Here is a 21,521-nt window from a genome sequence, read left to right on the forward strand (position 1 = left end):
CATCGCTAAGACGTTTTTGAGTAACAATGGTGAGTAAATCGTTGCTCAAGTTCTTGACAGTTCAACGGCTTATCAAACAAATAACCTTGAAACTGTGTGCAACCCATAGTTTTTAGTGCTTCTAGCTCGAACTTATCTTCAACGCCCTCGGCAATCACTTGCAAATCAAGACGTTTGGCAATCAATAAAATAGTATCGACAATCGCCTGCGCGCTAGGATCTAAGTGTAATTGGGTAACAAAAGAACGATCGATTTTTAATACGTCAACCGCAAGATCTTTTAAGTAGCGTAGCGATGAATACCCCGTGCCAAAATCATCAATCGCCAGATGCAGCGACTGACTTTTTAGTTGAGCAATTTTTTGAATGGCTTCATCGATATTCTCTAACAGTAAGCCTTCAGTGATTTCTAACTCAATATAATCACCACTGATCCCGCTTTGCTGCAAAGTTGCGACGATATGCTCTACAAAAGAAGCCTGTGAAAATTGAAGAGGGCTAATATTGATCGCTAGACGACGAAAATGTTCAGGAAGCACGCCACGTTTTTGCCATTGAGAGAGTTGATAACAAGCTTGCTCGATGATCCAGCGGCCAATCGGTAAAATTTGTCCGGTCTCTTCGGCAACCGGCATAAAAATACCGGGAGGAAGTAACCCTTTTTCTGGATGATGCCAACGGATTAACGCTTCGACACCGATCAATTGATGCTGCTCATTCACTTGTGGTTGGTAATAAAGCTCTAATTGATGGAATTGCAAAGCTTCATGAAGCCCCTTCTCTATATCAAGAAACGTCTCTACTTGCGCCTGCATTTCGGGTTCATAAAATAAATATTTATTTCGCCCACAGATTTTTGCACGATAAAGGGCGGTATCCGCTTGTCGAAACACATCCAAACTGGTGACCCCTTCAGAAGGGAAGGTGGCAATGCCAATGCTGGCAGTACAATACAGCTGGTGGCCATCGATCGAGTGAGGATTAGCCAACAAAGCCAGTAACTGCTGAGCGATACTGGAAATTTGTTGATAAGGTAAACTAGGAATAATGATTGCAAATTCATCACCACCGACTCTAGCGGCAGTATAACTATGGTTTGCCCAAGCTTGTAAACGGTGGGCAATGGATTGAATTAAGGTGTCACCAATCGTGTGTCCTAAAGAATCATTAATGGTTTTAAAGCGGTCTAAATCTAAGTAAAAAAGCGCACCCGTTTGCTGGCGTTGATGTGCGTATTCAATCGCTTGAGTCAGTGTTTGCAGCAATAGTCCTCGGTTAGCTAATCCAGTTAAGCCGTCGTAGTAGGCTAAATAGTTTAGTTTGGCTTGCGCTTTTTCTTTGTCTTGCCATAAAGAATGAAAGCTAGAGGCAAGCTCGCTTAATTCATCTTTGGGGCGTAGTAAATTGGTGGGGATGGGTGATTGAGCCGTAGGTAATGAACGTACCCAGTCAATTAAGCTGGTGATAGGACGCGAGAGTTTGCGGTAAAAAAAGGCCAGTAAAATAACCGTTAATAACGTATTACGCAGTAAGTCAAACAGAATCACTCGGGTGGTTTTGGCGATAAACGCATGAGCAATGCTATTGCCATCAATCATAAAAGTCAGTTTGCCGACCACAATCTGTGAATCGGGTTGATGTAATTCACTGACAAAAACTGGACTTTCAGGTGTAAGGTAACTCACCAAACCGTTTATCATTAATGAGTGATGACTGATAGGTCGTTGCTGCTTAGCCAGTACATCACCAAAATCATCAATCACTGCTGCGTTAATGATGGCAGGATCCGTCATTAAAGAAGAGACCACTTGCTCTGCCAATAGATGATTAAGGTGATAAGCCGCTTGGCTGGCATTGGTGTAATTTTGCACGAGTTTGAATTGATAATATTCTTCAACTCGTTTTTGTTCATGATGCAAATCGACCAAAGTATGGTACATGCTAAAGCACAGGCCAACCAACACGGAGACCCAAAATACGGTGTTCGCTTGTCGAAACGCAAGGGAGTTGATAGGCTTTAATGTCATCAGCGTTGAATCTATTTTTAGGTGTTTAGTATTTATAGTTCATAATGATAGATAAATTAACTTTTCTGATTAAATAATGCGATACGCCTTTAGTTGCTCCAAGCCTTAAGATCAGCGAGAATATCCGATAATTTGAACCATAAGGTCGACACCTCGCATTGAGTTAGCTGTCGGCCGAAAAAGAAGATACCTTGCATGTCAACGACTCCTTTTATCGGCGAAGTCTCAAAGCGCCGAACCTTTGCTATTATTTCGCACCCCGATGCGGGTAAAACTACCATTACCGAAAAAGTCTTATTATTTGGACGCGCTATTCAAACCGCAGGTACAGTAAAAGGCCGTGGTTCTGCACAGCATGCTAAATCTGACTGGATGGAGATGGAGAAAGAGCGTGGCATCTCTGTCACCACATCGGTGATGCAGTTCCCTTATCAAAATGCGTTGGTCAATCTCCTTGATACTCCCGGACACGAAGATTTCTCGGAGGATACCTATCGGACATTAACCGCGGTCGATTCATGTCTGATGGTGATCGATGCGGCAAAAGGGGTTGAGGATCGAACGCGTAAGTTGATGGAAGTTACTCGTCTGCGCGATACGCCAATTATTACCTTTATGAATAAATTGGACCGCGAAATTCGAGATCCGATGGAGCTGCTCGATGAGGTCGAAGATGAGCTAAACATTGCTTGTGCACCGATCACATGGCCGATTGGTTGTGGTAAGGCGTTTAAAGGGGTATACCACATCCATCGTGATGAAACCATTTTATACTCTTCTGGACAGGGACATACTATCCAAGAGCAACGAGTGATCAAAGGGCTAAATAACCCGGAGTTAGATACTCAAATTGGGACTGATTTAGCCAATCAATTACGTGAAGAGTTAGAGTTGGTGTTGGGTGCCTCTCACGAGTTTGATCTTGATCTCTTTATGCAAGGTGCGCTGACGCCGGTATTTTTTGGTACCGCACTCGGTAACTTTGGTGTTGATCATATGCTCGATGGGTTAACTGAGTGGGCTCCTGCGCCTTTGGCTCGTCAAGCAAATGAGCGTGTGGTTGAAGCGACGGAAGAGAAGTTCTCCGGTTTTGTGTTTAAAATTCAAGCCAATATGGATCCTAAACACCGAGATCGTATTGCCTTTATGCGCATTGTTTCTGGGACGTACAAACAGGGCATGAAGATGAATCATGTTCGCCTTGGTAAGCAAGTTAGTATTTCTGATGCAGTGACTTTTATGGCTGGTGACCGCTCACGTGCCGAAGAAGCTTTCGCTGGAGATATCATTGGTTTGCATAACCACGGTACAATTCAAATTGGCGATACTTTTACCCAAGGTGAATCACTGAAATTTTCTGGGATCCCTAACTTTGCTCCAGAGCTGTTCCGCCGCATTCGTCTGCGCGATCCTCTTAAACAAAAACAGCTACTGAAAGGGCTAGTGCAACTCTCTGAAGAGGGAGCCGTGCAAGTTTTCCGTCCACTGCAAAATAACGATTTGATTGTTGGTGCGGTGGGGGTACTGCAGTTTGACGTGGTCGTGGCACGTTTGAAATCAGAATACAATGTGGAAGCGATTTACGAAGGCGTCAATGTGGCAACCGCGCGTTGGGTTGAGTGTGCTGACGCGAAGAAGCTCGAAGAGTTTAAGCGTAAAAACCAAAGTAATTTAGCTCTGGATGGCGGTGATAACTTAGCGTATATCGCTCCAACCATGGTTAACCTTAACTTAGCGCAAGAACGTGCTCCGGAAATTATTTTCCGAGCGACACGTGAACACTAGCGGCATCGTTAACGGATGAGTAATAAAAAAAGCCGATGGATTGTTCATCGGCTTTTTTATTGGGCTTATTTCTTTTTCTTGGTTTTTTTCTTTACGCTTTTGGCGGCAACTTTCTTTTTACTCTCGTCTTTTTTCTTTTTCTTAAACACTGATTTTTTATGCGTTGGGCGTAATCCATCAATAAAGCGTTCTTTAATCTCTTCTTTTACATAACGAGCGACACGATCCATCATCATTTGATCATGCGCTTCGACTAAAGAGATCGCATTGCCTTTTTTACCAGCTCGAGCGGTTCGACCAATACGGTGGAGATAGACATCGGCACTGCGTGGCATATCAAAGTTAATCACGTGGCTGACATCGGGAATATCAATGCCTCGCGCAGCAACATCGGTCGCCAGTAGGATATTGATATCGCCTTCACGAAAACGACTGATGGCATTATTACGTCGATCTTGTGGCATTTCACCTTGGATCCAAGCGCAAGGGATTTGAGCTCGCTCTAACTCTCCGCGTAGTTCTGCTAAACGTTCACGAGTTTTGATAAACACGATTGAACGCTCAGCTTGCTGGGTAAGAATCACTTTCAATAGCTCGAGTTTATGCTTCATGCTGTCAGCACGATGATACCACTGTGCGATTTTTTTTCGTTCACGACGAGGCGGCTCTGCGGTAATTTCTGCTGGATTATTCAGGAGATCCGCGGTAAATCCTTCAACACCACGGCCTTCTAAGGTCGCAGAAAAGAGTAAGGTTTGTTTACGCCAACGGCATTCAGCCGCTAAACGATCGACGACAGGACCAAAGCCCATGTCCAGCATGCGGTCTGCTTCATCAAGGATCAACCACTCAATCGCTCGGCAATCAAAGCGCTCAGCGTTAATGTATTCAAGCAGACGCCCCGGTGTAGCCACCACAATATCTTGTGTGGTCGCTAAAATATCGGCGTGTTCTTGATATTGCACACCACCAGTGATGGTGAAGATATTCAGCCGAGTATGTTTGGCGAGCTGACGAGCTTGCTCAGTGATCTGCATCGCTAATTCACGTGTTGGGGTTAGGATCAGCATACGCGCTGGCCCCGGTTTCTTACGTGGAAAATCTTGTAAATATTGCAGAGCTGGAATCACAAACGCTGCCGTTTTTCCGGTGCCTGTCGGAGCAGAGGCAAGAATATCTCTACCGTCCAGGGCGTGGGGAATCGCCTCCTCTTGCACTTGAGTTGGGCGTTCGAAGCCTAATTCTTTAATTGCATCAAGGAGATTGTCATCCAGTTCTAGGTCAGCAAAGGTTTTAGTCACAGTTTATTTACTCCGCAAGGCTCGGGCTGAATAGTCTAAAATAGAGGGCGCACATTATAGTTGGATCCTCGTCTAGATCACATCTTTAATTACACCATCTTAAGATAAAAAGCACGGGTAAGCTGAATAAATGCTTCACTATAGTCATTGGATTCACGAATGATCAGCTCGCTCGCTTGTAATGGTTGGTGAGTTCGGCTCAGTTCAAATAATAGCCGTTGAATCGGTTTGTGTGGTGCGGTCCTAACTTGACAGAGTCGGGTTAAATACCAACCTTGTTGCTGCGCTTGATCAATAAAAATCTGCCCTTCTTGCTGAGGTAAAATCAAGCTGGCGGTACCTTGTGGGGGTAAATGTTGTGCGAAACAGTCTAGTAATTGTTGGTGAGACAGTGTTTCAGTATGGCGTGCGATCGCTCGCGTTTGCTGTTGAGCGGGTTGCCCACTATTAAAATAGGGCGGGTTACAAATGATGGCATCAAACGGCTGAGTAAAACGCAAGGTGTTAATATCACCATGCCTCACTTCAATGCGTGACGACCATACTGAGCGACGAATATTATTTGAAGCGGCTAAAAATGCTTGCTGATCAATATCGACGGCGCAAATTTGGCTATGGGTAAAGCGTTGCGCGCACATCAAGCTTAATAAGCCAGTACCACAACCGATATCAAGTAAACGATCGGGTGGTCGGGTGAAAGCCCAAGCTCCCAATAGTACGCCATCAGTACTGACTGGCATCCCACTGTGTCCTGTTTCAATGGTAAATTGCTTAAAATGAAAGCCTTTGGTTATCGGTAAATCAGTATTCATTAAATATCGCTATGGATTTGTTTTTAGAAAGTTAAGCTACTGTTGGTTTTTTGTTTGGTGTTTTATGCTGACCAACACCGGAACATTTGGGGTGATAATTGAAATATCATTCCGTTAATGTTTTTAAAGTTAGTGTATTCAACTGCTATTGAACCTTCGGTATAAATTAATGTAGTGTTTTTCCCTTAGCTATTGCGAAATGCGGATAGGTTGTTCATTATTCGCCTTCACTAAAAATTAGATGGCTTGTACTGTCTAAAGATGCACACACAACATTCATTAAATACGTAATATAAGGGTTATCTGTGAAACAGACGTTAAAATTAACAGATATTGCCGCATTAGGCTTTATGCTATTTGCCTTCTTTTTAGGCGCAGGCAACATTATCTTTCCGCCATTAGCGGGTCAACAAGCTGGGATAAACTTGATGTCCGCCATGGGTGGCTTTTTATTGACGGCGGTAGGACTGCCTTTAGTGACGATCATTGCGGTGGCGATCGCTGGAGGCAGTTGGAATCACCTCACTAAAGATCTCCCCGCCAAAGTGGCGACACTGATTGCCGTATTGATCTTCATTATTATTGGTCCGGCTTTTGCTGCGCCACGAACCGGGCTCGTTGCTTATGAAATGGCCGTTAGTCCGCTCTTTGCTGATAGCTCTCAAGCTCACCTGACTATTTTTTCGATCCTTTTCTTTTTGGTAGCGATGTTTTTCTCTTGGTCGCAAGGGCGTTTAATTGATTTGATCGGTAAAGTGTTGACACCGGCCTTATTTATCGGTCTTGTGGTGTTGGCGATTGGCGTATTCCTAGACCCTCAAGGTGATTGGATGCCGGCCACTGGACCTTATGCCACTCAACCTTTCACTAAAGGTTTCTTGGAAGGTTACAACACCATGGATACCTTAGCAGCCTTGATGTTTGGGATGTTGATTGTTGATGCCTTGCGTAGTAAGGGCATTACCGAGCAGCGTGCGACGACGAAATACCTCATCAGTTCAGCTTTTATTGCTGCCTTTGGTCTTGCTTCGGTGTACATCTCTCTGTTTTATCTTGGCGCAACCAGCTCAGCCATCGCGGGTGGTGCGGACAATGGTGGCTTTATATTGAGCCAATATGTACAAGCCTTATTTGGTCCTTATGGTCAATTAGTCTTATCCACGATCGTCCTTTTAGCCTGTTTAACGACGGCGATTGGTCTTATTTCTGCATGTTCTGACTATTTCTGCTCCTTGACGCCTCTTCCATACCGCGCTTGGGTAGTGATTAATGGCGTTGCTTGTGCAGTGGTTGCTAATGTTGGTTTATCTCAGCTGATTGCTTTGTCGATTCCAGTTTTGGTTGCGCTTTATCCTGTCGCGATAGCTCTGGTAGTCCTCGCCTTTGTGCGCCACAAAATGCCTAATCCTAAAGTGGCATTTCGAGTCGTAACCTTGGTTGCGTTCTTGTTTGCTTTAATTGATGCTGCTCAGGTTGTTGGGCTTGATATGTCAATGTTCGACATGTTGCCACTGTTTGATGTCGGTATGGGTTGGGTTTTACCGTCTTTAGCGGCGCTAATATGCATGTTTTTTATGGCTCGCTCAGTGGTAGAACAATCTTCTAATGATGTCGCTTAGCGACACTGTTGATTGAGCGTGTCAATGAGGAATCTCTCCTCTAGGTACCGAAAGCGCTTAACCACCATCCATCCTAATGATGGTTAATGGCGGGTTGTCGCTAAAATCAAACTTTCCCCTCGGCGGAGTCGTTGACTCCGCCTTTTTTCTAGACAACTTTTCCTGTATCTTCGTCACATTTTTCAGTAGAATTCTGCGGTTAAATTCTATTCATAAAGTCAAAATAACTATGTTTGAAATCAATCCGATTAAAACCCGTATCCAGGACGTGTCACAGCGCACATCGATCCTCAGGGGGTATCTTTGACTATGACGCTAAGCAAGAGCGTCTAGAAGAAGTCAATGCTGAACTTGAACAACCTAATGTGTGGAATGAACCTGAGCGCGCACAAGCGTTAGGCAAAGAGCGATCTTCGTTACAAGCGGTAGTGGAAACCATTAACCAGCTTGAACAGGGGGTTGATGATGTCGAAGGTTTACTTGAACTGGCGATTGAAGCTCAGGATCAAGAAACGTTTGATGAAGTTTTGCCTGAACTCGAAGAGCTTGAAGCGAAACTCGCGCAATTAGAGTTTCGGCGCATGTTTTCTGGTGATCACGATGCTGCGCATTGCTACATTGATTTACAAGCTGGTTCTGGTGGTACAGAAGCTCAAGACTGGACATCAATGCTATTGCGGATGTATTTGCGTTGGGCGGATGACAAAGGCTTTAAGACCGAAGTGATTGAAGTTTCCGAGGGTGATGTTGCTGGACTTAAATCGGCGACTGTGCGTATTATCGGGGACTACGCTTATGGCTGGCTAAGAACCGAAACGGGAGTGCATCGTTTAGTTCGTAAATCCCCGTTTGATTCTGGCGGCCGTCGTCATACTTCTTTTGCTTCAGCATTTGTTTACCCAGAAATTGACGAAAATATTGCCGTAGATATTAACCCTGCAGATTTACGTATCGACGTATATCGTGCATCGGGGGCTGGTGGTCAGCACGTTAACACCACAGAATCAGCGGTGCGTATTACCCACGTTCCGACCAATACTGTGGTGCAGTGCCAAAACGATCGTTCTCAGCATAAAAACAAAGACCAAGCGATGAAGCAACTACGCGCCAAATTGTTTGAGTTGGAATTACAAAAACAAAATGCTGAAAAACAAGCCAATGAAGATGCTAAATCGGACATTGGTTGGGGAAGCCAAATTCGCTCTTACGTATTAGATGATTCACGGATCAAAGACTTGCGTACTGGAGTTGAGAACCGTAATACACAAGCGGTTCTCGATGGTGATTTAGATAAATTTATTGAAGCTAGCCTGAAATCAGGTCTGTAAGCTTTTTACCGACAAAACAAGGTACATGCAAAATGACTGATGCTGTTCAAAACGAAACGAATCAAGAGCAAATCGCGCAAGAAGAAAACAAACTAATTGCAGAGCGTCGTAGTAAGTTAGAGCACATTCGTAAAAGTTGTAAGGCGAACGGTCACCCGAATGACTTTCGTCGTGATAGCTTAGCGGGTGATCTACAAGCAGAGTTCGGTGAGAAGAGCAAAGAAGAACTGGAAGCACTCAATCATGTTGTTTCCATCGCGGGTCGAGTGATGGCTAAGCGTGGTCCTTTTTTAGTGATTCAAGAGACGTCTGGTCGTATTCAAGCTTATGCTGATAAAACGGTACAAGCTGAGCTAAAAGAAAAATATCAAGGGCTTGATATTGGTGACATTATTGGTGTAAAAGGCGCTTTGCATAAGTCTGGTAAAGGCGATCTTTACGTGAACATTGAGCAGTATGAACTGCTTACTAAAGCGCTACGTCCATTGCCTGAAAAATTCCATGGTTTAACCGATCAAGAGATGCGTTATCGTCAACGTTACGTGGATTTGATTGTCAATGAAGATTCTCGTCAAGCGTTTGTCATCCGCTCTAAAGTGATGTCAGCGATTCGTAATTTTATGACTTCAAAACAGTTTATGGAAGTCGAAACTCCGATGATGCACGTCATTCCTGGTGGAGCCAGTGCACGTCCATTTATCACTCATCATAACGCGCTTGATATGCCAATGTATTTGCGTATTGCTCCAGAGCTTTACTTAAAACGTTTGGTTGTCGGTGGCTTTGATCGCGTTTTTGAAATCAACCGTAACTTCCGTAACGAAGGTTTGTCGCCGCGCCATAATCCAGAATTCACCATGATGGAATTCTATATGGCGTACGCGGATTATAAAGACTTGATGGATTTCACTGAAGAGCTACTGAGTACGGTTGCACTTGAAGTCCTCGGCTCAACGTCGATGCCTTATGGTGATGAAACCGTGGAATTTGGTGGTAAATACGCTCGCATGAGCATGTTTGAAGCCATCAAGCACTACAATCCTCAGCATGCGCAAATTCAAGCATTAACTGAAGATGATCTACAAAATCGTGATCTTATGGTGTCGATTGCCAAATCGGTTCATGTTGATGTCGAACCTTTCTGGACTTGCGGCCAGCTTCTTGAAGAGATTTTTGGTGAAACCGCAGAGCCGAAACTGATGCAGCCGACATTCATTACTGGCTATCCAGCGGATATCTCACCATTGGCTCGTCGTAGTGATGATAATCCATTCTTTACTGATCGCTTTGAGTTTTTCATTGGCGGTCGTGAAGTAGCAAACGGCTTCTCAGAACTGAATGATGCTGAAGATCAAGATGCACGCTTTAAATCACAAGTTGAAGCGAAAGAATCTGGTGATGATGAAGCGATGTTCTACGACGCAGATTATATTACTGCGCTTGAGCATGGTTTGCCGCCGACGGCAGGTCAAGGAATTGGTATTGACCGTTTAGTGATGCTATTGACTAATACGCATACGATTCGTGACGTTATTTTATTCCCAGCGATGCGTCCACAACAGTAATGGTTGATGATGATTTGAAAACCGCCTACGAGGCGGTTTTTTTATGCTTGATACTGGGGGGAGATGCATTGACGATGGTGTTAACGAGTAATGGATTGGTGTAATAAAGGCCGTGCGATCAAAAAAACCGTCATTACCCCTTCGTTTATGGGTGATATTTCCTATAGTCTTACTCGTGAGATAGATTCTATTTTAGAGTACCGCTAAGGTAGCGAAAACGATCTTTGCTTTTTGGCCAATTGGTGCGCTAATCCGATTGGTTAAGCGGGGCTTTTTGTCATCGTTAGTGGTATTGAGAGGCGGACCAAGCCCGTTTTGGTTGCCGACCGTATCTCCAAGCTGTATGGGTATCAATCAATTCAGCGCTGTATAACAATAATACTCATAAGGAAACCTGTTGATGGGCACTCAATTTCGGATGGATTGTGTTCCCGGTTCGCTGATTGTCGTTGGGGGCAGCTACGAACCGTGGTTAACCGTTTTAGAAAAGGCCGGATGGCGTTGCATGCAATGTGCTGATTTGCGTAAAGCAGACCAACAATTTACGAATACTGGGCCATGTATTGGTATTGTTGATCTTAGCCATGATGAATTTAGCTTAAATGGCATCGCTAATTTGGTGAGTAGCCATAAGCAGGTTCGTTGGTTGGCATTTATTCGAGAGTCTCAACTCAGCTCTGATACGATTTGCCAGTTTATCGTCAATTTCTGTATCGATTTTTTTACCGCGCCAATCCCTGATGCTCAATTACTGAGTACCATTGGCCATCAATTGGGTATGTTGCAATTAGAAAAAAAAGTATGGCCGAACTACGGTATTAATAACCAAATGGACTTATTGGGGGAATCACTGCCAATTAAACGGCTACGCGATCAAATTAAACGCATCGCGCCAACGGATGTCAGTATTCTTATCTCCGGAGAAAATGGAGTCGGTAAAGAAAGGGTCGCCAGAGCCATTCATAATACCTCGTCTCGCGCTCATCAACCTTTTGTCAGTGTTAATTGCCGAGCGATACCCGAACATCAACTTGAAGCCGAGTTATTTGGTATCGGACATCCCGATTCAATCCCCCCTTTATTAGCGAAAGCTCATCAGGGGACACTATTACTCAATGACATCCTGGCCCTACCGAAACGACAACAGCTCAACTTATTGCATTTTTTCCAACAAGGGACCTTACCGGCGTCAATTGGTGCAAAAGCGGTGGATGTCAGAATTCTAGCCACCCATACGACTGATATTGAAAAAGCCTTGATTGATGGTGATTTTAATGAAGAGCTTTATCATTACATCAATGTACTGCGGATTAATGTGCCTAGCTTGCGAGAACGAGCAAGTGATATTGCACTGTTTGCTGGCCATTTTTTAAAGGAGTACTCCAAAGAGTACAACGCGCAAGCCCGCAGCTTTTCCGAACAGGCGCTACAAAGTATGGAGCGATATGATTGGCCGGGTAACGTACGTGAGTTAATGAATCAAATTAAGCGAATGGTATTAATGTCTGATTCGATCATGCTTGATGAAACGCAGCTTGATCTACCTAAACGTGAAAGTAAAAGGACGTTAAAAAGTATTAAAGAGCGTTCAGAGCGAGAGGCATTAGTGCAAGCGTTAGAGTCTCATCGAGGGCAAATCACTCATGCAGCAAGAGAGTTGGCCATATCCAGAGCGACCATGTATCGTCTCTTGAATAAGCATGGTTTGCTCTCTGACTCGATTTTTTAGTGCTATTCACCTCAGCCGTTAGGCTCCTGAAAAAGAACCTAACGGTGTCGTATCGCGTTTATGGGCAGGGATTTGAGTATTGAATCGCAATCTGATTGATCTTACCAAGCAGCTCTTCGCTCAGCACAACCTCTACGCTATCAATATTGGCTTTTAATTGCTCAAGCGTCGTTGCCCCAATGATATTAGCAGCGACAAATGGTCTTTGATTAACAAAAGCCAGCGCCATCTGTGCGGGATCCAAATCAAACTCATGCGCTAAATCAACATACGCTTGTGTCGCGGCTATCCCTTGCGGTGTGAAATAACGCTGAAAACGTTCGTATAAAGAGCAGCGTGCACCGCTAGGGCGTGCACCATGTAAATATTTACCACTCAAGGCACCAAACGCCAATGGAGAGTAAGCGAGTAACTTAACGCCTTCGTGGTGGCTTATCTCTGAAAGCCCGACTTCAAAACTACGATTCAGTAAGTTGTAAGGGTTTTGGATCGAGACCATGCGTGGTAAATCGTGTTTCTCTGCCAGACGAAGATACGTCATTAATCCCCAAGGCGTTTCATTTGAAACGCCGATATAACGCACTTTTCCCATCCGAACCAAATCGTTCATTGCTTCTAAGGTTTCGATCAAGGTAATCTCTTCTTGAGTCTCCGGATAAGGGTAATTGAGGAGACCAAAGGTATTGGTTTGACGTTGCGGCCAGTGCAATTGGTAGAGATCGACATAATCGGTTTTTAAGCGACGTAAACTATCGTCGATCGCTTGATGAATATTACGATGATCCAGAGCCATTTTATCGCGAATATAACTGACACTACGCGGGCCTGCCACTTTGGTGGCGAGAACGACTTTTTCGCGTTTCGAAGATTTCTCTAACCAGCGACCGATGTATTCTTCGGTTAGGCCTTGGGTTTTTGCGCTGGGTGGGACAGGATACATCTCAGCCGTGTCGATAAAGTTGACGCCACGTTCAAGAGCGTAATCCAGTTGCTGAAAGGCCTGTGCTTGATCATTTTGTTCACCAAACGTCATGGTACCTAAGCAAATTTTGCTTATTTCTAATGTTGAATGCGGTAATTTTGTATATTGCATTGTACTTCCTTGTTACCGTTAAGCTCCCTTACCTCTAGTCGGCGCTTCGTAAAACCGTAGGGACGAAAAGTCCTCGTTTGTCGTAAACGCTCAGGATTTCGGGAGATAGAAACTGAATAGATTGATTCCACTATAATCCAAGGGACAGGGTAAAGTCACTGCCCGTTTCACCTTAAACGGGTTTCACCTTAAACGTAGAAGAGAAGGGATCACCCGTTGACAGTTTGGTGAGCATGGCTTAATACAGATAATGCTGTTGGAGTATTTGCGCGGTAAATTGAGTACGCAGATAAAAGCCACGTGGCAACGTTCGGATAGGGCGACCATTGGCGCCATAGGCTTCGGTTAACGCTCGGCTATTAGCGGCTTTCGGCCTAAGTTGTAATACTTCACCATGTCTTGCGGTAATATCAGCAATTCTACCGAGTACAATAAACTCCATCAATTCTTCCCAATCGGCTTTTAATTGTGCTTCTTCTGTAGCTGAAGGGCTCCAAATCAGAGGCGATCCTACTCGACGTTCCGCTAACGGGATCTCCCGCTCTCCTTGAACAGGGATCCATAACACCCGCGACAATTTTTGCCGGACATGACTATTTTCCCATGTCAGTCCTTGGACACCGGTTAACGGTGCGACGCACACAAAGGTGGTTTCAAGAGGCTTACCAGTATAACCAATCGGAATGCTTTTTAGCTCGATACCTAAATCGGCAAAGTCTTGTTGCGGTTTACTGCCAGCACTTGCGCCTAAATGCCACTCTAATAGTTGACCCACCCAACCTTTATCTTTTTTTAGATCCGCAGGAACTGGAATCCGCGCATGCTCAGCAAGTTCTGCAAAACTCAGTCCTGCAATGTGTTGTGCTCGATAAAGAAGCTCTTGTTCACTTTTAGGTTCTAATGGCATAGGAAAGGCACTGAGGTAAAAGTCCTAGTGTAACAAAAACTCCTTTCCGGGAGTAATAGACTCTTTACGATGAAGTGATGAAAAGATCATCATTAAAAGTTATCCACAACCGAACCTAAATAATCGTCGATAGTTAGGGTTTATCTAATTCATGTATGAATAAACAGGGTTTTCACTAGCGATATGAGCGATGAAAAACCAATGTTAGGCTGATAAATTCATTCAAGTGTGGATAACCACACATTTGATGGATCTTTGAGCGGCGTAGTTATACGTTTGATCTTTCCCTCGATATTCTAAGTGTTATATTTTAATTATTTTCATCTTTTTGTTTTTTAAGGTTTATTTCTCGTTTTATTTTTTATTGTCGGTTTAATGATAGGATTAAATGTAGCATTTCTTTCCTAGCTCTTCGTTTTCTTCACATGGTTATTCACAGAAAACGTGAATAAATGTGCTCTGTCTCTCATTCTGTTGTTGATAACTATAGGAGTGAGTGAAAGTTATGCAGTTTTCTCTTGATCGTTAATAAATCTCGCCTGAATCACACGAGTTCGTTTGCTCCTGCTGGGGATATGTGGAAAAATCAACATCATTAAGATTTTATGAGAGGTTTGCCAGTGATCGATGGCGATGGTTACCGACTCAATGTAGGTATTGTGATTTGTAACAACCATGGTCAGGTATTCTGGGCGAAACGATATGGACAACACTCATGGCAGTTTCCTCAAGGGGGAATTGATGAGGGTGAATCTCCCGAACAAGCAATGTTTAGGGAGCTTTACGAAGAGGTTGGTTTAACGAAGAAAGATGTCAAAGTCATTGCCACTAGTCGTCATTGGTTAAGATACAAATTACCAAAACGCTTAGTGCGATGGGACTCTCAACCTGTCTGTATTGGACAAAAACAGAAATGGTTCTTACTGCGTCTGGAATGTGATGAATCAAAAATCAACATGCAACGCGGTAGTACCCCTGAATTTGATGGTTGGCGCTGGGTAAGCTATTGGTATCCAGTTAGGCAAGTTGTGTCTTTTAAGCGTGATGTTTATCGGCGAGCAATGAAAGAGTTTGTCTCTTTAGCCATGCCGTTTAAGGAACGTAAAATAAAAGGTAAACGAAAAAACCGTAGGGGATAACATGCTCTCTCAGCTAAGGGATATTGTTGAACAAGTATCAAAAGTGGAAGATGTTTATCAAGCATTGGATATTTTTGTTAAACAGACGTGCACAGCGATGAGCACCGAGTGTTGTACGGTCTACTTAGCAAATGAAGAGATGTCTCGCCTCGAGTTAATGGCGACGCAAGGGTTAAAATTCAAAGGCGATAAAATTCATATTGGCTTTGATGAAGGCTTAGTGGGTTTAGTCAAACGCACCGCTGAGCCTATTAACCTTGCTAAAGCGTCACAACATCCTAATTTTAAATATTTTAAACAACTGGGAGAGGAGGTTTATCACTCTTTTCTTGGTACGCCCATCATTTATCGTAAACAAGTGTTGGGAGTTTTGGTGGTACAGCAAAAATCGCCCCGTCTGTTTAGCGAGATGGAAGTCTCTTTCTTGGTGACGCTGGCGGCTCAGTTAGCGGTGATCATTGCCCACTCACAAACGCAAGGACATTGGCTGTTATCTAAGAAACAACAGTCTGTCAGTGGCATCGCTGCTTCAACGGGAGTCGCGATTGGTGAGTTATGGTGGGATGACTCTCAACCGCAGTTAACAGACGTCTCTCCCGCCTCAACCTTAGATAAAGAGAGAGAACAAGCTTGGTTAACGCGGGCAATTGAAAATGCGTTGAATGATTTTCGTAAGTTACGTAAAAAGCTTGATAACGATATCAATAAAGAAGCGCTGGCGATTTTCGATTTATTTACCCACTTACTCAATGATCCGATGTTGCGTAATGATCTGAAAGCGCAAGTTCTGAAAGGTGATCGCGCTGACTGGGCGGTGCGCCAAGTTGTCGAAAGCTATTCCAACCGCTTTGCTCGTATGTCCGATGCTTATTTGCGTGAGCGTTCACAAGACATACGTGAACTGGGACAGCGGTTACTCTATTTTCTTTACAATACAGAACATGAACAGCAGCAGTTAGATAAACCGATTATCTTAGTGGTACGAGAGCTTACCGCATCGATACTGGCGGGGTTACCAAAAGATAAGTTATTGGCCGTGGTCTCTTTAGAGGGGGCGGCCAATTCACATGCCGCCATTTTATCCCGTGCATTAGGTATTCCAGCGGTGATGGGTGTGTCACTGAACTTAAAGCAAGTGAATGGCAAAAAAGCGATTGTTGATGGTTACAGTGGTAAGTTATATCTTTCTCCTAGTAAGCCTATTCTCGCTGAATATCGTGCGCTGGCTTATGAAGAGCGACAATTGGCACAAATGGTCAATGAGGCCATTTTAGAGCCCGCATTAACCGAAGATGGTGTGCAGATTGAGTTACTATTAAATGCGGGGTTAAGCGCTGATACGAATATTGCCATTAACCAAGGCATTGATGGTATCGGGCTCTATCGCACCGAAATTTCTTTTTTACTTCAACAGCGTTTACCTTCTGAAGAAGAGCAAATTCAGCAATATCGAGCGGTCCTTGAAGGCTATCCCGAGCAGCCCGTCGTGATGCGGACCTTAGATATTGGTGGTGATAAACCGCTTCCTTATTTACCCATTGATGAAGATAATCCATTTTTAGGCTGGCGTGGTATTCGTTTTACTTTAGATCACCCCGATATTTTCTTAATTCAATTACGAGCGATGCTGCGAGCCAGTAGTGGCCATGATAATTTGCGTATTTTGTTGCCGATGATTTCTGGGGTAAAAGAGCTTGATGATGCGAGGCGATTTATCGAGCAAGCCTATCAAGAATCGATCAAAGTCGATGCCAGCATTGTCAGACCTAAAATCGGTATTATGCTTGAAGTGCCTTCCATGCTCTATCTATTGCCATTGATTGCTAAGAAAGTCGATTTTATTTCAGTAGGAACCAACGATTTAACGCAGTATCTTTTAGCGGTTGATAGGAACAATACTCACGTTTCTGATGTCTATGATTCAATGCATCCTGCAGTGATTATGGCATTGAAACAAATTTCGCAAACCTGTCAGCAGTATTCTTTACCTGTCTGTGTCTGTGGTGAGCTAGCGGGGGATCCTTTTGGTGCTTTATTACTCATCGGTTTAGGCTACTCAACTCTGAGTATGAACGCATCGAATGTGGCTAAAGTAAAGTATTTGGTTCGCCATTCGGCAAGGCGTGAATTACAGTTATTGGCTGATAAAGCCTTGATGCAATCGTATGGTCATGACATTTATAATATGATGCTCACCCATTTTGAAACGAAAGGCTTCGCTGGATTTGTGCGGGCTGGTAAAAAATAAACAAATAGGACGCCACTGTGGGTATTGAGTTCATTCTTCTGCTAATTATATTAGGTTCTGTCGTTGGATTGTTGGCTGGTTTATTGGGCATTGGTGGTGGGCTATTAGTGGTTCCTGCCCTGCTGTTTTTGTTACCGAAAATGGGTATTAATCCAGAGATTGTTATGCATATTGCTCTGGCGACCTCTTTAGCGACGATCATCATCACCTCTATTTCCTCTGCGTTGAATCATCTTAAATTGGGTAATATCGATTTATTTGTTGTTAAATGGCTGCTGCCGGGCGTGCTTACTGGTGGTTTTTTAGGCTCAGTGGTTGCCGAGTGGATACCGAGCCATTATCTACCTAAAGTATTTGGTGTTATCGTTTTAGCTCTCGCGCTGCAGATGGTGCGTTCTTCGATGCAAGCCCGTTCAACACGGCCGATGCCGGGAGCAATAGTGACGTTATTATCAGGGAATGGGATCGGGATTATTTCTACGTTAGCGGGAATTGGCGGCGGATCATTGACTGTGCCTTTCCTCAATCACCACGGCGTTGAGATGCGCAAAGCAGTGGGTTCATCGGCGGTGTGTGGTTTGGTGATTGCCATTTCTGGTATGTTAGGTTTTATTTTGCATGGTTATCGAGTCGAAAACTTACCTGAGTACAGCTTAGGTTATGTGTATCTTCCTGCATTATTAGCCATTGCTTCCACCTCAATCTTGACTACTCGGATCGGAGCAAAATTAGCGTCACGATTACCGACGGTCACGTTAAAACGTTTTTTTGCTTTTTTCCTGATGCTCGTAGCAATAACGATGTTGTTGCAATAACTTTTTATCTAAGACAGAGAACGTTACTTTATGTCTCAAGGCTATCTTACTTTTCCTAATATTGATCCGGTGTTGTTTTCTATCGGTCCACTTTCTGTGCGCTGGTACGGAATGATGTATTTATTTGGCTTCTTATTTGCGATGTGGTTAGCTAATCGTCGAGCCGATAAGCCAGGCAGCGGTTGGACGCGTGAGCAGGTTTCAGATTTGCTTTTTGCTGGCTTTTTAGGGGTCGTGATTGGAGGACGAGTTGGTTATGTTCTTTTCTATAACTTTGAACTTTTCTTAGCCGATCCCTTGTATCTGTTTAAAGTATGGACTGGTGGAATGTCTTTCCACGGTGGTTTACTGGGCGTGATAACGGCGATGTTCTGGTACGCTCGTCGTCAGCAACGTACTTTTTTTGGTGTTGCTGATTTTGTCGCTCCTTTAGTGCCGTTCGGTTTAGGCATGGGGAGGCTCGGTAACTTCATGAACTCTGAACTGTGGGGAAGAGTGACCGATGTTCCTTGGGCGTTTGTTTTCCCGAATGGGGGGCCATTACCGCGCCATCCATCGCAACTTTATGAATTGGTTTTAGAAGGGATTGTACTGTTTTTTATTTTAAATTGGTTTATCAAAAAGCCGCGTCCTCTAGGCGCCGTTTCTGGGCTATTTTTGATCGGATATGGTACATTCCGTTTCCTTGTCGAGTTTGTTCGCGAACCGGATGTGCAACTCGGTTTGTTTGGTGATGTGATCTCCATGGGACAGATTCTATCTACGCCGATGATTATCTTCGGAATGATATTAATGGTATGGGCGTATCAACGCCAAATGTATCAAGATAGTCCGCAAAAAAGTAAGGTTGTAAAGTGAAGCAGTATTTAGACCTTTGCCAGAGAATTGTTGATCAAGGCATCTGGGTTGAGAACGAACGAACCGGTAAGCGCTGTCTGACCGTGATTAATGCCGATCTCACTTATGATGTCGCAAATAATCAGTTTCCCTTAGTCACGACACGAAAGAGTTTTTGGAAATCAGCGGTTGCTGAGTTGCTTGGCTATATTCGTGGCTATGACAGTGCCGCAGATTTTCGTCAGCTAGGCACCAAAACATGGGATGCGAATGCGAATATGAACGCGGCTTGGCTCGCCAATCCTTATCGTAAAGGTGAAGATGATATGGGGCGAGTTTATGGCGTTCAAGGACGTGCATGGGCTAAGCCTGATGGTGGTCATATTGATCAACTGAAAAAAATTGTTGATGATTTAACTCACGGTATTGACGATAGAGGGGAAATTCTCAATTTTTACAATCCGGGTGAGTTTCACATGGGCTGTTTACGGCCGTGTATGTATAGCCATCATTTCTCGTTATTGGGCGATACCTTGTACCTTAATAGTACTCAGCGTTCTTGTGATGTGCCGTTAGGTTTAAACTTTAACATGGTTCAAGTGTATGTTTTTTTGGCAGTTATGGCACAGATTACCGGTAAAAAACCGGGCTTGGCTTACCATAAAATTGTTAACGCGCACATCTATGAAGACCAACTGGAATTAATGCGTGATGTTCAATTAAAGCGCCACCCATTACCGGCAGCCAAGTTCCACATTAATCCAGAGATTCGTTCACTGGAAGATTTAGAAACATGGGTAACCCTTGATGATTTCTCGGTGACTGATTATCAGCATCATGATCCGATTCAATATCCTTTCTCAGTCTAGTGGTGGGTTCTTATCTATGTGTAGCGTGAGATAAGAGCCAACGCCGAGAAAGACAATCACTAAAGATAAGCGTGATGAGTTTTGGTGAACCGTTGATTAAAACATGAGTCGATGAACAATAACGTCAAAGCCGCCAAGCACTATGCTTTGGCGGCTTTGTTATTTTGGCGTAGCCGATTGTGCTAAGGATTAGGTTGTCAGTGTGAGAACTGATCCAGGAAGAAGAACAAAGACCATGAATAAATAGAGTGCAACTGAAGCTTTATTCTTTACCGCACGATCTGAAATCCAATCTGCCCCTTTCAGTGGAAGCTCACGTAAAAATGGAATGCCAAAGATTAAGAGCGTTGCACTGATATTAAACACCAAATGCACCAGAGCAATTTGTAAGGCAAAGACCGCAAATTCACCTGAGACCGCGGTTGCGGCTAGAAGAGCGGTAATACAGGTTCCAATATTAGCCCCAAGGGTGAAAGGATAAACATCACGAACTTTTAACACCCCTGAGCCAACCAAAGGCACGATCAAGGTAGTGGTGGTGGTGGATGATTGGACTAAAACCGTAACGACGGTACCTGAAGCGATACCATGTAAAGGACCTTTGCCTATCGCGTTTTTCAAAATATCGCGAGCGGGGCCGACCATCAGTTTTTTCATTAATTTACCCATCATCAGTATCGCGACAAAAATAATACTGATCCCGAGTACAATCATGCTAACCCCGCCCCAGACATTACCGAATACGCTAAGCTGGTCTTGCAGCCCATTAACGATAGGTTTAGTCACTGGACCAATAAAATCGAGGCCTTTGACGCTCATATCACCCGTTGACATAAGAGGAGATACTAGCCAATAAGAGATTTTTTCGAAAATCCCAAACATCATCTCTAAAGGTAAGAAAATAAGTACGGCGAGCAAATTGAAAAAATCATGAATGGTTGCGCTAGCAAATGCTCGTTTAAACTCATGCTTACAGTGAACATGGCCTAAGCTAACCAGTGTGTTGGTGACGGTTGTACCAATATTGGCTCCCATGACCATCGGAATAGCAATCTCAACGGGTAACCCTCCCGCGACTAAACCGACAATAATTGAGGTGACGGTACTGGATGATTGAATTAAGGCTGTGGCGACTAAGCCAATCATTAAACCGGCGATAGGGTGAGCGGCAAAGGCAAAGAGCGCTTTGGCATGCTCTCCCGTTGACCATTTAAATCCACTGCCTACCATTGCTACGGCGAGTAACAATAGATAGAGCATCAGTGCCAAGTTAATCCAGCGTAGCCAACGTGTCATTGCTAAGCTTGGCACCGCTGTGGATGTCGCTTGGTTTATCATGGGGTTCTCCATTGACCTGATGATTGTTTGAGGTCTGTTGTTGAATCTGTTCGCGATGTTAGATGACAAATATTTCAGTAATATTACAAAGGAGGGGTTAAGTCAGTGT

16 protein-coding genes are annotated in these 21,521 nt (G+C 44.0%); 10 read left to right on the top strand and 6 right to left on the bottom strand.

Features of this window, described 5'->3' with window-relative positions:
* Window positions 1–5 precede the first annotated feature (5 nt).
* Complete coding sequence (locus tag FKN93_RS06420) at window positions 6–2,030, bottom strand: EAL domain-containing protein (protein ID WP_170904723.1); 2,025 nt, start codon at window positions 2,028–2,030, stop codon at window positions 6–8.
* 192 nt (window positions 2,031–2,222) lie between these two features.
* Here FKN93_RS06420 and prfC point away from each other — a divergent pair, with 192 nt between their 5' ends.
* On the top strand, window positions 2,223–3,812 hold the full coding sequence (gene prfC / locus FKN93_RS06425) for a peptide chain release factor 3 (protein ID WP_161425558.1): 1,590 nt from the start codon (window positions 2,223–2,225) through the stop codon (window positions 3,810–3,812).
* Between the two features lie 65 nt (window positions 3,813–3,877).
* Here the strand turns inward: prfC and srmB are convergent, their stop codons facing one another.
* Both srmB and FKN93_RS06435 read right to left on the bottom strand, forming a co-directional pair.
* Entirely contained in the window at window positions 3,878–5,113 is a 1,236-nt protein-coding gene (gene srmB, locus FKN93_RS06430; protein ID WP_004394142.1) for an ATP-dependent RNA helicase SrmB, read from the bottom strand.
* 89 nt (window positions 5,114–5,202) lie between these two features.
* Entirely contained in the window at window positions 5,203–5,925 is a 723-nt protein-coding gene (locus tag FKN93_RS06435) for a methyltransferase (protein WP_170904715.1), read from the bottom strand.
* Between the two features lie 305 nt (window positions 5,926–6,230).
* Here FKN93_RS06435 and brnQ point away from each other — a divergent pair, with 305 nt between their 5' ends.
* The 4 genes from brnQ to vpsR all read left to right on the top strand — a co-directional run bounded on the left by brnQ (window position 6,231) and on the right by vpsR (window position 12,166).
* On the top strand, window positions 6,231–7,544 hold the full coding sequence (brnQ, locus tag FKN93_RS06440) for a branched-chain amino acid transport system II carrier protein (protein WP_004394140.1): 1,314 nt from the start codon (window positions 6,231–6,233) through the stop codon (window positions 7,542–7,544).
* 229 nt (window positions 7,545–7,773) lie between these two features.
* Window positions 7,774–8,872 (top strand): peptide chain release factor 2 gene (gene prfB, locus FKN93_RS06445; RefSeq protein WP_115152517.1). Its coding sequence is split into 2 segments (ribosomal slippage): window positions 7,774–7,848 and window positions 7,850–8,872, totalling 1,098 coding nucleotides; the frame shifts between segments, so codons are not numbered across the junction.
* Window positions 8,873–8,904: 32 nt separating this feature from the next.
* Window positions 8,905–10,437: a lysine--tRNA ligase gene (gene lysS, locus FKN93_RS06450; protein ID WP_004394138.1), complete on the top strand. Its 1,533-nt coding sequence runs from the start codon at window positions 8,905–8,907 to the stop codon at window positions 10,435–10,437.
* 400 nt (window positions 10,438–10,837) lie between these two features.
* Window positions 10,838–12,166 carry a cyclic-di-GMP-binding transcriptional regulator VpsR gene (gene vpsR, locus FKN93_RS06455; protein ID WP_158144731.1) on the top strand — a complete coding sequence of 443 codons (1,329 nt, stop codon included), beginning with the start codon at window positions 10,838–10,840 and terminating at the stop codon, window positions 12,164–12,166.
* 58 nt (window positions 12,167–12,224) lie between these two features.
* On the opposite strand, the gene FKN93_RS06460 is transcribed toward vpsR, so the two are convergent.
* Entirely contained in the window at window positions 12,225–13,259 is a 1,035-nt protein-coding gene (locus FKN93_RS06460) for an NADP(H)-dependent aldo-keto reductase (protein WP_154170256.1), read from the bottom strand.
* Window positions 13,260–13,497: 238 nt separating this feature from the next.
* Complete coding sequence (mutH, locus tag FKN93_RS06465; protein WP_154170258.1) at window positions 13,498–14,166, bottom strand: DNA mismatch repair endonuclease MutH; 669 nt, start codon at window positions 14,164–14,166, stop codon at window positions 13,498–13,500.
* Between the two features lie 620 nt (window positions 14,167–14,786).
* Here mutH and rppH point away from each other — a divergent pair.
* Genes rppH through FKN93_RS06490 form a run of 5 tightly spaced genes read left to right on the top strand, consistent with a single transcriptional unit; the run spans window position 14,787 to window position 20,074 of the window.
* A complete protein-coding gene (gene rppH, locus FKN93_RS06470; RefSeq protein WP_040903856.1) occupies window positions 14,787–15,305 on the top strand; it encodes an RNA pyrophosphohydrolase in 519 nt (172 codons plus the stop codon).
* A 1-nt stretch (window position 15,306) separates the two neighbouring features.
* Window positions 15,307–17,553: a phosphoenolpyruvate--protein phosphotransferase gene (ptsP, locus tag FKN93_RS06475; RefSeq protein WP_170904716.1), complete on the top strand. Its 2,247-nt coding sequence runs from the start codon at window positions 15,307–15,309 to the stop codon at window positions 17,551–17,553.
* Window positions 17,554–17,570: 17 nt separating this feature from the next.
* Entirely contained in the window at window positions 17,571–18,368 is a 798-nt protein-coding gene (locus tag FKN93_RS06480; RefSeq protein ID WP_004394133.1) for a sulfite exporter TauE/SafE family protein, read from the top strand.
* 30 nt (window positions 18,369–18,398) lie between these two features.
* On the top strand, window positions 18,399–19,226 hold the full coding sequence (gene lgt / locus FKN93_RS06485; RefSeq protein ID WP_004394132.1) for a prolipoprotein diacylglyceryl transferase: 828 nt from the start codon (window positions 18,399–18,401) through the stop codon (window positions 19,224–19,226).
* Complete coding sequence (locus FKN93_RS06490; protein WP_158144733.1) at window positions 19,223–20,074, top strand: thymidylate synthase; 852 nt, start codon at window positions 19,223–19,225, stop codon at window positions 20,072–20,074. The genes lgt and FKN93_RS06490 overlap by 4 nt, the downstream gene beginning before the upstream one ends.
* A gap of 189 nt (window positions 20,075–20,263) precedes the next feature.
* Here the strand turns inward: FKN93_RS06490 and FKN93_RS06495 are convergent, their stop codons facing one another.
* Window positions 20,264–21,412, bottom strand: a complete 1,149-nt coding sequence (locus FKN93_RS06495; RefSeq protein ID WP_154170266.1) for a Na/Pi symporter — start codon at window positions 21,410–21,412, stop codon at window positions 20,264–20,266.
* Window positions 21,413–21,521 lie beyond the last annotated feature (109 nt).

It is taken from the genome of Vibrio sp. A8-1, from assembly GCF_013048685.1.
Lineage (GTDB): Bacteria > Pseudomonadota > Gammaproteobacteria > Enterobacterales > Vibrionaceae > Vibrio > Vibrio metschnikovii.

Excerpts from the sequence above, each read along its gene's own strand:
- prfC (WP_161425558.1), top strand. The coding sequence starts at position 2,223 with ATGTCAACGACTCCTTTTATCGGCGAAGTCTCAAAGCGCCGAACCTTT.
- FKN93_RS06435 (WP_170904715.1), bottom strand. The coding sequence starts at position 5,925 with ATGAATACTGATTTACCGATAACCAAAGGCTTTCATTTTAAGCAATTT.
- lysS (WP_004394138.1), top strand. The coding sequence starts at position 8,905 with ATGACTGATGCTGTTCAAAACGAAACGAATCAAGAGCAAATCGCGCAA.
- vpsR (WP_158144731.1), top strand. The coding sequence starts at position 10,838 with ATGGGCACTCAATTTCGGATGGATTGTGTTCCCGGTTCGCTGATTGTC.
- FKN93_RS06460 (WP_154170256.1), bottom strand. The coding sequence starts at position 13,259 with ATGCAATATACAAAATTACCGCATTCAACATTAGAAATAAGCAAAATT.
- mutH (WP_154170258.1), bottom strand. The coding sequence starts at position 14,166 with ATGCCATTAGAACCTAAAAGTGAACAAGAGCTTCTTTATCGAGCACAA.
- ptsP (WP_170904716.1), top strand. The coding sequence starts at position 15,307 with ATGCTCTCTCAGCTAAGGGATATTGTTGAACAAGTATCAAAAGTGGAA.
- lgt (WP_004394132.1), top strand. The coding sequence starts at position 18,399 with ATGTCTCAAGGCTATCTTACTTTTCCTAATATTGATCCGGTGTTGTTT.
- FKN93_RS06495 (WP_154170266.1), bottom strand. The coding sequence starts at position 21,412 with ATGATAAACCAAGCGACATCCACAGCGGTGCCAAGCTTAGCAATGACA.